Origin of the sequence: Streptomyces sp. NPDC048258, assembly GCF_043201995.1 — a bacterium.
Classification (GTDB): Bacteria; Actinomycetota; Actinomycetes; order Streptomycetales; family Streptomycetaceae; genus Streptomyces.
Map to the genome: position 1 here is coordinate 1 of NZ_JBICZH010000055.1, position 11,569 is coordinate 11,569.

8 protein-coding genes and 1 pseudogene are annotated in these 11,569 nt (G+C 69.5%); 6 read left to right on the forward strand and 3 right to left on the reverse strand.

Translation table 11 applies throughout. The annotated features are described in order from the left end of the window. Nucleotides 1-199 precede the first annotated feature (199 nt). Nucleotides 200-493, forward strand: coding sequence for a ribosomal protein L7/L12 (locus tag ACGFYQ_RS41830; RefSeq protein ID WP_393752564.1), 294 nt, complete (start codon nt 200-202; stop codon nt 491-493). On the opposite strand, the gene ACGFYQ_RS41835 is transcribed toward ACGFYQ_RS41830, so the two are convergent. Beyond that, nucleotides 490-2,106, reverse strand: a complete 1,617-nt coding sequence (locus ACGFYQ_RS41835) for an MFS transporter (RefSeq protein ID WP_393752566.1) — start codon at nt 2,104-2,106, stop codon at nt 490-492. The genes ACGFYQ_RS41830 and ACGFYQ_RS41835 overlap by 4 nt on opposite strands. A 1,302-nt stretch (nt 2,107-3,408) precedes the next feature. On the opposite strand from ACGFYQ_RS41835, the gene ACGFYQ_RS41840 reads away from it, so the two are divergent. Together ACGFYQ_RS41840 and ACGFYQ_RS41845 are read left to right on the forward strand one after the other, a co-directional pair. Next, nucleotides 3,409-3,612, forward strand: coding sequence for a hypothetical protein (locus tag ACGFYQ_RS41840; RefSeq protein ID WP_393752568.1), 204 nt, complete (start codon nt 3,409-3,411; stop codon nt 3,610-3,612). Between the two features lie 2 nt (nt 3,613-3,614). Beyond that, nucleotides 3,615-4,205, forward strand: a complete 591-nt coding sequence (locus ACGFYQ_RS41845; RefSeq protein WP_393752570.1) for a S8 family serine peptidase — start codon at nt 3,615-3,617, stop codon at nt 4,203-4,205. 479 nt (nt 4,206-4,684) lie between these two features. Here the strand turns inward: ACGFYQ_RS41845 and ACGFYQ_RS41850 are convergent, their stop codons facing one another. Next, nucleotides 4,685-5,662, reverse strand: a complete 978-nt coding sequence (locus ACGFYQ_RS41850) for an RICIN domain-containing protein (RefSeq protein ID WP_393752572.1) — start codon at nt 5,660-5,662, stop codon at nt 4,685-4,687. Between the two features lie 511 nt (nt 5,663-6,173). On the opposite strand from ACGFYQ_RS41850, the pseudogene ACGFYQ_RS41855 reads away from it, so the two are divergent. After that, nucleotides 6,174-7,021: pseudogene (locus ACGFYQ_RS41855) on the forward strand (IS5 family transposase). Between the two features lie 67 nt (nt 7,022-7,088). Here the strand turns inward: ACGFYQ_RS41855 and ACGFYQ_RS41860 are convergent. Continuing rightward, a complete protein-coding gene (locus ACGFYQ_RS41860) occupies nt 7,089-9,359 on the reverse strand; it encodes an MMPL family transporter (protein ID WP_393752574.1) in 2,271 nt (756 codons plus the stop codon). Nucleotides 9,360-9,534: 175 nt separating this feature from the next. On the opposite strand from ACGFYQ_RS41860, the gene ACGFYQ_RS41865 reads away from it, so the two are divergent. Both ACGFYQ_RS41865 and ACGFYQ_RS41870 read left to right on the forward strand, forming a co-directional pair. Then, nucleotides 9,535-10,707 carry a sensor histidine kinase gene (locus ACGFYQ_RS41865; protein ID WP_393752576.1) on the forward strand — a complete coding sequence of 391 codons (1,173 nt, stop codon included), beginning with the start codon at nt 9,535-9,537 and terminating at the stop codon, nt 10,705-10,707. Then, the gene (locus ACGFYQ_RS41870) at nt 10,682-11,344 is read left to right on the forward strand and encodes a response regulator (RefSeq protein ID WP_393752578.1); all 663 of its coding nucleotides are present in this window, start codon (nt 10,682-10,684) and stop codon (nt 11,342-11,344) included. The genes ACGFYQ_RS41865 and ACGFYQ_RS41870 overlap by 26 nt, the downstream gene beginning before the upstream one ends. The last annotated feature ends 225 nt before the right edge of the window (nt 11,345-11,569 follow it).

Here is an 11,569-nt window from a genome sequence, read left to right on the forward strand (position 1 = left end):
CCCCCATACTGGGCGTATTCGGGCGTTCCGACAACGCAGCGAGGTGCCGTAGCTGGCGTCGTGCGCCCGCCGGGGATTACGGGACAGCCCTTAGGTACCTGTCTGCGCCGCTCATGACATTCACAAGTTGCGGTGATGGTTCACTTGCCGGACAGCTTGGGGTGGCCGGGGAGAGTATGTGGAAGAGCCAGGTTTCCGTGTGCTGCTGACAGAGGCAGGTGACCGGAAGGTGGAGGTGGTCCGTGCGATCCGGACGGTCACCGGCCTCAGTCTCTGGAACAGCAAACTTCTGCTCGACAGTGCGCCCGTAGCGGTCACGGAACCCAACTGGCTCGAAGTCGCAGACGAGGCGGCCAGGGCTCTTGAGGACGCGGGCGCCCGCGCGACAGTGTTGTGCGATTGGTGCGACCGCACCCTGCCACGCCCCAGGTGCACAGCGCGGCAAGGGCGCGCCCGCGACGGCTGCGCCGAAGACAAGGCAGTCCGCGGCTAGGGCTCTGTCGAGCGGGGCTGGGCCGTCGGGATGCGATGGGTGAAGAACATCGCGAGGAGGGCGGCGAGGGCGAGGATGGCGAGCGCGGCCTGGAGGCCTTCGAGTCGTGCCGCGGCGTTCGCGTCCAGCGCGTCCTGGGTCACCTCGCTGCTGGTGCCGGCTTCGTCGAGGGCTGTCTTGAGCTGGGCGTCCGACAGGAACGGTGCGCCGCTTTGGATCTTGACGGTTGCCTGGCTCTTGACGCTGTCCGGGATCGCCGGATTCTGCTCGACGCTGGTCAGGAAGGAGGAGGCGAGTGCGGCGATCATGACCGATCCGGCGAGTGCCGTACCGATCGAGGCACCAAGGTTGGTGACGGCGTTCTGGACGCCGCCGACCTCCGCGCTCATCTCCTCCGGTACCGCGGACACGGTGACCGACCCGAGCTGGGAGGCCAGCGCGCCCATGCCGAGGCCGATCAGCAGGAGGGGGACGGTGACGACTTCCGCGCCGGCGTCCGCGTCGAGCGCGGCCATCAGGACCACCGCGCCCGCGAGCAGGGCGAGGACCCCGAGCCGTACCACCCGCCGCGGCGAGACGTCCGGGAGGAAGCGCGGGATCAGGACCGCGGCCGCCAGCAGTGTCACCGACAGCGGCAGCAGGCGGGCACCGGTCTGCAGCGCGGACAGGCCGAGGGCGACCGACAGGTAGAGCGGTACGACGAAGAACACGCCCATCTGCACGAGGTACTGGAAGAAGAACATGGTCAGCCCGCCGGTGAGCTGCTTGTTCTGCAGCAGCGCCGGATCGATGAGCGGCTCCCTGCGCTGCTCCACAAGGCGGGCCTCCCAGCGCAGGAAGAGCCAGATCAGCAGCAGACCTGCCAGCATCAGCCACACGACCAGCGAGATCCCGAACAGCGCGGGTGCGTCGGGCTTCGGCTGGAACCAGCCCCATTCGTCCGAGCGGAGTACCCCGTAGACGAAGAGCCCGAGCCCGAGCGCGGACAGCACGGCGCCGACGAGATCGATGGGCCGGCGTTCGCCGGTCGGGGCGTCGGCGATGCGGCGGGCCAGCACCAGGATGCCGAGGACCACCAGCACCTCACCGGCGAAGACCCACCGCCAGGAGAAGTACGTCGTCGCGACACCCCCGATGAGCGGCCCGACCGCGATCGCCACGGCCCCTGCCGCCGCGACGAGTCCGTAGGCGGCGGGACGTCGTTCAGGGACGAAGTTGCCGGCCACCAGCGCCACGATCGCGGGCAGGATGAGCGCCGCCCCGAGGCCTTCGAGGAGCGCCCAGCCGAGCAGGAGTACAGGCAGGTTCGGTGCGAGCGCCGTGGTGAGGGAGCCGGCCCCGTAGATGCAGCAGCCGATCAGGAACGCGCGTTTGCGGCCGATCAGCGCCCCGACCTTGCCGCCGGGGATCATGAACATCGCCATCACGAGGGTGTAGGCGGTGATCGCGCCTTGGATGCCCGACACGGTCGTGCCCACGTCCTCGGCCACCGTCGCGATCGAGACGTTCATGACCGAGCTGTCGAGCGCCATCAGGAACTGACCGGCCGAGAGCGTCAGCAAGACGACCCGCGCTGTTGCCGAACTCTCGACAGATCCTGTCCTCGGTGCCATGGGCGGGATCGTCCCAGCCAACCCGGAGGGCAGATCCGAGACCCGCCGCACAGATCAACCGATTGGCTGAATGTTCTACTCGTGCAGATCATTCCGACGCCCGCCTCCCGAACGTGTGCGGCAACCGTCGTGGTGGTGCCAGTACCTGGCGCGTCATATGCGGCCGCTTCAACCCGTAGGTCCCCGTGCCGGCCGTTGCCACCGGGTGGCAGACCGCCGGCCGGGAAGCGATCCTCGAGGCTCGGCAGCAGGGCGCGACCACGATGCTGCAGCGCGTCCGATGACTCTCCCGAACCGGCGAAAGCGCCACACCTGTTGCGGCGACTACAGGGTGCACTCGGCGCGCTGAGCTGCACGAACTATCCGTCCGGTGCCTCGCGCAACAACCTCCCCCGGAGAACCCGCTCCGCCAGGAGTGCGGTGCCCGGCTCCTGGAGTCACAGCAGGAGCCGGCCCACCCCGCAGCCTGATGTCCCGGGGCCTTCTGGCCGCATCCGGCGCGCCGGGCCGCGCACGGCCGGTGACGCTGGGGGGCCAGGCCCGGAGCTGCGGTGAAGGAGGCCAACCCCGAGTGGTCCTGACCCCTCCCTTCGAGTCGATGCGCGCCCAGGCCGCCGAGTCCGGGAGGCCGCGCGGCACGTTGGCGCGCACCGCCCTGCGGCCGTTCCCGAGCACCCGTTATGAAGCGCGTGCCGCCCATCCTCACTGTCGCCCTGTTGGCCGCCGTCTCCCCGTGCCGATGCCCTGCGGGCGTGCAGTGACTATGGAATGACGTCCCGTCACTCAGTCTCCTGACGTACGCATCGGCCACTTGGGCGCTCGGGTGCGCGAGCCGTTTCGGCTCGGGGCGTGGCCTCTGCCCGCAGGCTGTCGGCGGGGTAGGTGCAGGCTTCCGGGAAGCGGCGGGCGGAGGCCGGGCACCAGCGGTGGAGGCGGCCGTCCGGGTGTAGTGGCGGAGATCAAGAGCCGACCGGGGCGGAGTGCCGGCCTGCGGTCCGGTTCAAGCGGCTGTGCCTGGACGCCACAGTGCAGGGACGTTCCGGGGTTCGGGGCGGGGCCGGTCGCGGCCGCCGGGTGAGCGGTCGGCGACGGCATTGCCTGCTGTTGAGCGGCGTCGTTGGGCAGGGGCGGGCGGGTGTCCCGCCGGTGGAACAGGTGTGAGGAGACGTGATGGCACGAGGGATGTGGGGCCGTGGAGCGGCTGGAGCTCTGGCTTTGACGGTGTGCGCGGCAGGAAGCGTCTGGGCGGGCGAGCAGGAGGGTGCGACGTGGGGCCTGGCCCGGATTTCACAGTGCGAACCGGTGGGGGCCGGCCCGTGGACGTACACGTATCCGGACACCGCGGGGGAGGGGGTCACGGTCTTCGTCCTGAGCACGGGTATCGACCTCACGCACCCGGAGTTCGAGGGCCGGGCCGTTTTCGGGACGAATGTTGCCGGTGGCAGCGACGCCGACTGCAACGGTGTGGGTACGCACCTGGCCGGCACCGTGGGCGCGAAAACCTAGGTGTGACGAAGAAGACCAAGCTCGTTGCCGTGCAGGTCGCCGACTGTGGCGGTGCCTCCACCGTCACCAAACTCATCGCAGGCATCAACTGGGCTGTCGCCAACAGCCACGGCATCAAGGGCAACGTCATCCTTGTCGGCAGCTCCACCCGGGAAGTCAGTACGGCCCTGAACAACGCGGTGTCCGACGCCTTCAGCAAGGGTGTGGTGGTGCTCGTCCCCGCCGGCGGCCATGGAACGGATGCCTGTGCCGAGTTCCCGGCCAGCGCGCCGAGCGCATTGACGGTAGCCGCCACTACCCCGGACGACCACATGCTCGCCGGCTCCAACTTCGGCAAATGCGTCGACGTACTGGCCCCCGGCAAGGACATCCTCTCCGCCTGGACCGGTCCTGCCGGTCGGACCGCCACCAGGTCCGGGACCGCGATGGCCGCCGCTCACGCAGCTGGCATCGCCGCAACCTTCCGATCCACCGAATCCCTGACCCACGCCCAAGTGGGCCCGAGGATCAAGAGTGCAGCCACCAAGAACACAGTGAAGGGCCTGACCAGCGCGACACCAAGCGCACTGCTCTACAACGACGCTCCTCGGTAAAGCAGGAGAGAGCCGTCCGTGCGCAAGGCTGCGACGGGCGGGCTCAGGCCGGGGCAGGCCCCGGGGAGGGCAGGCCCGCGCCGCCGCATGGACGAAGAGGTACGCCAGGCCGTCGGAGGAAGTGCGCGCGGGCCGCCACCACACGGGTGGCGGCCCGCGTGCCCTCGGCTCACTGGGGTAATTCCATATGGTGACTACGGCGACTTCATCCGGGTCCTGGCCGCGATTTCCGTGAAGGCGATCACGCTTCAGTGCGCCGGTGACGGACCGTCACGCTGCGGGCAGCTCCGGGCTCGATCTGCGTGATCGCTGGACGAGGCGGTGGACGGTCACAGCTGGAAACGCCGGGACGGGGCGTCGTCCGCGGGGGCCAGCCCACAGGAAGCGCAGCGCGACATCGAGGCGTTGCGGCTGCCCATGTGACAACTAACGTGCTCCGGCTCATTCCCACGGCCGGTCATCCCCTGGCAGTGACTTTGTTAAAGCTTGATGTCCCACCTTTGGTTAAAGCGAAAGGCTTCGTTGCAGTCCCATATTTGGAGAACGGCGCCCGAAGGGGGGCGTTTGTTGATTGCTGGGTTGCGGGTGTCAAGACACTTGCCGCTCCATTTGTTCACTATGATCCAGGTGTTGTCACTGGCAGGGTTCTTGTAGTTGATCCATGGGGTCCAGGTCTGGCTCGTGTCGCTGCGACAGTCGTACATGACGACGGGCTCGCCGTTTCCAGCGCCCCAGACGTCCAGGCACTTGTTTTCCCAGTAGTATGACCGGATGTGGTAGCCGCCGCCTGGTACACCGATGAACTCAAATGTGTTACCGGTTCGTGTCAGCGTAAGGCCCTTTCCATTCATGCACGTCGGGCTCTGACATCCACTGATGGTTCCGTCTAGGCCTGACGCGTTGTTCACCAGAAGTGTGGCGGAGCCCGCCTGGGCCGGGCTGGGGGCGATGAAAACGCTCGACGTGATTAGCGCAACTAGTAGAAGGCCATGCTTTCTCATCACACTCTCCCCATCGGGGTGACTGCGTTCTTTTTCACTATTGCACGGGAGGGAAAGGCAGGCACCAGGAGCGGGTCGGGTGGAGAGCAGCAGAACCCGAACCCGTCCGGAGCCAACTCGGGGATCAACGGCATGGCGATGGGGCCGAGGGGCATCGACGGCGAGCATGAGGCCGTTGCTGGGTCCTTCACGTGTCCAAGTCCGCAGCCGTTCGGCGACTGCTTCGGCCTCTGCGAGTGGGAGGTCGAGCCACCCGCGTGGCCCGTGGCTGCTGTGGTGCTGGGGGATGCGGTCACCGCCAAACTGTGAGTGGACGGCGTCTTCGTACTTGCCCCAGCAGGTGACGTCGGCCAGCCTGTCAGTGGACTGGCCGTCCAAGCCGGTGAAGTTGTCGAGCGCCTGAGCGTCACCGAGGAGCATGCCGCACCGATCGACCGGCAGGTCACCCAGCTGCACGGGTCCGCTGTCCTCGCGACCGCTCCACGGCAGGCCGAGGTCGACTTCGAGGACTGCGATAGTCGGTTCCCCATCCAAGGGGGAGGCAGATGTCTGGGCCCGCACCCGCCCGGCACCTGTCACCACGAAGTCGCTCAGCTATCACAACCAGGCCGGAATCCGGCTGTTCACCGGAGCCGACAACCACTCTGGGTGACACTCGGGCCGCGTCGCCGAGGAATACGTGACATCGCCTACCAGTCCCGAGGCCGAGGGCCGGGCGGCCGTCGGCCAGCCGCACCTGGGAGTGCGGGGCGTGCCCGCCGCGCACTGCCACCAGGAGCGCGTCCGCGTGGCTCTTGGGTGCCGGTCGCATCACGCCGGGCGCTTCGAGCACGCCGTGCATTTGTGCTCCGTCGCCTCCCACGCCTCCCACGCCTTCATCCACCGCTCCACTAGGGCGCGTATTGAGCCGTGATCAATTTGCGGGATGTGCCTTCGTGGCACGGTCCGGTCCGATAGACGGTCTTACGTGACGCGAGTGCAACTGACCGATCCGGATTGGGAGTTCATCGAGCCGTACCTGCCGATCGGCGAGTACGGCCGGGAGGGCCTGATCACGGAAGCCGCGAAGCGGGGTGAGGTGGACCTGTCCCTGGTCAGCATCGACTCCACCACCGCCCGAGCCCACCACGACGCGGCCGGGATGCACCTCGACGAGGACGTCGTCACCGCCCTGGAGAAAGCCGCGGCCGAGGAGGAGAAGGCCAGGTCAAAGGGGGCGGCCTCGAAGAGCAAAACGGGCAAGAGACCGAAAGTGATCCCGCGCTGGAAGAACGACGACGCATCCGGCGTCGGCGGAAACTCCGGCTGAAGGCCGCCCTCCTCGGACGTTCCAGAGGCGGGCAGACCAGCAAGGTCCACCTCGCCGCCGACCGCAAGTGCCGCCCGCTGGCGTTCATCCTGACCACAGGCCAGGCAGCGGACAGCCCGCAGTTCATCCCCGTCCTGAAGAAGGTACGGGTACGCGGGCCGGTCGGCCGACCCCGCATCCGGCCGGACGCGGTCGCCGGGGACAAGGCGTACTCGTCCCGCGGAAACCGCGCCCACCTGCGCAAACGCCGTATCAAGGCGGTCATCCCGGAGAAGAAGGACCAGGCCGCCAACCGGAAGAAGAAGGGCTCCAGACGTGGCCGACCCGTCAGCCACGACGCCGATCTCTACAAGGAGCGGAACACCGTCGAACGCCTGATCAACAAGCTCAAAGCATGGCGAGGCATCGCCACCCGATACGACAAGACTCCCGACAGCTACCTCGCCGGTCTCCACCTGCGCGCCTCGATGATCTGGATCAAGGACCTCACCAGGACCACCCGATGATCACGACTCGATATGCCCCTAGGTGACGCGCTGAGGTGCCGGACGCCAAGGGCGGGCAGGAGTTGAGTCAACGGTCAGCCAGCCGTGGACGCGGGGCCTCACCCGTGGATTCCGCGTCGGTGTCGTCGGTGCCGACCGGGCCGCGGGGAAGCATCCAGTCTAGCCACTTCGGCAGCCACCAGTTGGTCCGGCCGAGGAGTGTCATGGTCGCCGGTACCAGCACCATGCGTACGACCGTGGCGTCGATGAAGATCGCGGTGGCCAGGCCGAGCCCGAACATTTTGGTGGAGGGGTCCTCGGCGACGGCGAAGGACAGGAAGACCGCCACCATGATGAGGGCGGCCGAGGTGATGATCCGGGCGGTGCGCGAGACGCCCTCAATGATCGCCGTGCCGTTGTCGCCGGTGCGCAGGTACTCCTCGCGTACGCGGGAGAGGAGGAACACCTCGTAGTCCATCGACAGGCCGAACAGGATGGCGAAGAGGAACATCGGGATGAACGACACGATCGGAACCGTCGCTTCCAGCCCGATGAGTGCGCCTCCCCAGCCCCACTGGAAGACCGCGACCATGATGCCGTAGGCCGCGCCGATGCTCAGCAGATTCAGCAGTACCGCCTTGAGCGGTACGAGTATCGAGCGGAAGACCAGCATCAGCAGCAGGAACGACATCGCCAGCACGGCGGCGACGAACACCGGAAGGCGTTGGCTGGTGCGTTGGCCCACATCGGACAGGCTCGCGGCGGCGCCGCCGACGTGGGCCCTGGCCGGGCCGTGCCCGATCGCCGTGGGCAGCACGTCGGTGCGCAGCCGGGCGATGGTGTCGGCCGTGGCCTTGTCCTGAGGGCTGGTGGTCGGGAACACCACGAGGGTCGCGATGCCGGTGGCCCGATCGATGTGCGTCGGCGCGACGGATGCGATGCCCGGATCCGCCGCGACCGTTGCGACGAGTCGGTCCAGCACTCCCGGATCACCGGTGGGGTCCGCGGCGATGACGAGGGGACCGTTGGTGCCCGGGCCGAACCCCTCGGCGACGAGGTCGTAGGCTCGGCGCTCGGTACGGCTGTGGGGCAGTGAGCCGTCGTCGGGCAGGCCGACGCGCAGGCCGAGCACGGGCAGCGTCGCGGTCAGCAGCAGCCCCGCCGCGCCGACCGCGTACGGCACCGGGTGCCGGCTGACGTGCCCGATCCAGCGACGCCACCCGGCGGCGTGGGCGGCGCCTGCCGCCGGGTCCCGCCGCCGTGCGAGTCGGCCCAGCTTCCTGGTCTGCAAAGCCCGGCCGATCCGGCCGGCCCGGGCCAGGCGTGGGCCGGCGGCGCCGAGGAAGGCCGGCAGCAGCGTCACCGACGCGAGCACCATCGTCAGGACGACGATCGAGACGGCGAGCCCGCCCACCGTCATGAACGGTACGTTCGCGACCGCCAGGCCGAGGATCGATACGACGACGGTGCCGCCGGCGAAGACCACGGGCCTCCCCGCCGTGGCCACCGCTCGTCCGGCCGCCGCCTGCGGATCGAGCCCGCGCGCGAGGTACTCCCGGTGCCTGGCGAGCACGAACAGCGCGTAGTCGATGCCCACTCCGAGCCCGACCATGCTGCCCAGGACGGGGGCGAAGGTCGGGACGTCCGTCACCCCCGCCAGTACCGTCATCGTGGCAACTCCGATGGTCAGCCCGAAGACCGCCATGCCGATCGGCAGCGCGGCGGCGACGAGCGAACCGAACGCCAGGAACAGGATCGCGGCCGCGGCGAGGAGGCCGATCAACTCGCTCACGCCGCCGTCGGGGTCGGAGAAGGCGTAGAAGAGGTTCCCGCCCATCTCGATGCGCAGGGGCAGTTCGGCGCGCAGCCGGTCGCCGAGATCGACGAGGGCGTCGAGGTCTTCGGCCGACAGCCGGCTCTGGTCGGGGTACTGCACCCGGACGACCGCGATCCGCCCGTCGGCCGAGACGAGGCCGCCGCGCACGGCGGTGTCCCCGCCCGCGTCGAGTGCCCCCGCCGGGTCGCTCGTGCCGAGCACGTGCGGCAGCCGCTTCACCTCGGTCTGCAGCCGCGTGAGAGCGGTGCGCGCGCCGTCGTCGCCGAAGAACGTCGCAGCGCCGTCGAGGGGGGTGACGACCACTTGGGCGGTCATCCCCTCCTGGCCGGTGCCGGCCCGCTCGATCAGTTCCGCGGCCCGCTGGGAGTCCAGTCCCGGAGCGGTCATCGAATCCGCATTCCGCCCGCCGAAGGCGACGGCGGCGAGGACGGCGAGCGTGGCGGCGACCAGCCATGCCGCGATCACCCGCCAGGGATGGCGGGCGGCGCTTGCGCCCAGGCGCAACAGGGCTTTCGAGAGCATCGGGTCCTCCAACCACCTCGGCGGCCGTCCTTGTACGGCCGCCGATGCCGAGGCTCCTCGCCACGGCGCTCCGCGGCATCGGCCCGCGGGCCGCGGATCCGTCGGCCCCGGGGCGGAGTGACGACCCGTCCTTTCGGCCGATGCGCGGCACGCCGCGGTCCCTAGGCTGAGAACCATGCTCCGAGACGACCTGCGAACCCTGTGGACCGAACCCCGGCCGCCCGACGCGCCCGCCCGGGTGTGGCGGGACTGGGCGCTGCTCGCCGCGGGCCTTGCCGGTGTGGTGCTGGAGGCCACCCTGCGCGAGAACGTCGTGTGGCGGCCGGTGGCGGTGGTGTTCGCCGTATGGCTGTGCCTGCTGCCCTTGTGGCGCCGGACCCGCCCGCTGGCGATGGTGACGCTGGCGTTCGGCTCGGTGATCCTGCTCCCGGTGGCCTCGCTCGTCGCCGCACCGCGCGAGCCGGTCGGCCTGTACACCGGCGCGGTCGTGCTCGTGCTGGTGTACGCGCTGCCCCGGTGGGGATCGGGACGCGAGATCGTGCTGGGCGGCGCGGTGATCGTCGCGGTCGGCGCGCTGTGTGTCGTCACGGACGAGACCCCGGTCGTCGAAAAGGTCGTGGGCTTCGTCTTCCTGCTGCTGCCCGGCGTGGTCGGGGCTGCCGTGCGGTTCCGGGTGACCGCTCGCGAGCGGCAGTTGGACCAGGTGCGCTCCCGCGAGCGCGAGCAGCTCGCCCGGGAACTGCACGACACGGTGGCCCACCACGTGTCGGCCATGGTGATCATCGCCCAGGCGGGCCGGGTGCTCGCGGGCACCGACCCGTCCGCCGCCGTCGAGGCGCTGGAGGGGGTCGAGGAGGAAGGGGCGCGCACGCTGGAGGAAATGCGCGCCATGGTCGCCGCGCTGCGCGACCGCGGGGTCGGCGCCGAGCTGGCGCCCCCTGCCGGAGTCGCGGATCTGGAGCGCCTGGTGCGCACCCCGGGTGGTCGCCTCAGGGTCGACCTGGGGCTCGACGGCGAACTGGACGCGCTGCCCCCGGCCGTGGACGCGGCCGTCTACCGGATCGTGCAGGAGTCGGTGACCAACGCGCTGCGCCATGCGGTCGACGCGACCGAGCTCGTCGTTCGGGTCGCCGCGGAACGGCACACGGTACGGGTGAGCGTGCGCGACAACGGCCGGCGCACCGGCCGGGGTCGCGACGGATACGGACTTACCGGATTGCGCGAGCGCGCGACGCTGCTCGGCGGCACACTACGAGCCGGCCCGGGTACCGACCGGGGCTGGCATGTCGACGCCGAACTGCCGAGAGCGAGGAGCGAGAGCGGTGTCCATTCGCGTCCTCGTCGCTGACGACCAGACGATCATCCGCACCGGGTTGCGGATCATGCTGAACGCCCAGCCCGGCATCGAGGTGGTCGGCGAGGCCGCCGACGGGCGGGAGGCGGTACGTCTGGCCCGCGAACTGCGCCCCGACGTCTGTCTGTTCGACATCCGCATGCCCGTACTCGACGGGCTCGAGGCCACCCGGCTGGTCGCCGGCCCGGGCGTCGCCGACCCGCTGGCCGTGGTCGTCATCACCACGTTCGACCTCGACGAGTACGTCTACGGCGCGCTGCGTTCCGGCGCCCGCGGATTCCTCCTCAAGGACACGGGACCGGACCTTCTGGCCCAGGCCGTACGGTCGGCGTCCGGCGGTGAGGCGCTCATTGCGCCCAGCGTCACCGTCCGTCTGCTCCAGGCATTCGCGGACCTGCCCGCCGGCCGGCCCGTGGCCCAGCCGGTCTCCCCCGTCACCGCCCGCGAGGAGCAGGTGCTCCTCGCCGTCGCCCGCGGGCTGACCAACACCGAGATCGCCGATGCACTGCACATCAGCCTCAGCACGGTGAAGACGCATCTGGCCAGCCTGATGGCCAAACTCGGCGCCCGCAACCGGGTCGAGATCGCGATGTGGGCCTACGAAACGCGCCGTATCCTCCCCGGAACCTGAGCCGGGTGCCGGGCCATGTCCCATGAGTCCCCGCCCGGACATCAGTGCACCGGTCGGCTCACGTCGGCTCCACGTGCCTCACCCGCCCCAGAGCGTGACGTACCAGGAGGCCGGAACTGGGACGGTGAGACACCCGATACGACTGTGAGGATGTTGGGGTGCCCTTCGGCGGTGGCCTGACTCGCGATACGACTGGCCCTGGTGCCTTGAGTTTGATCTGTCGGC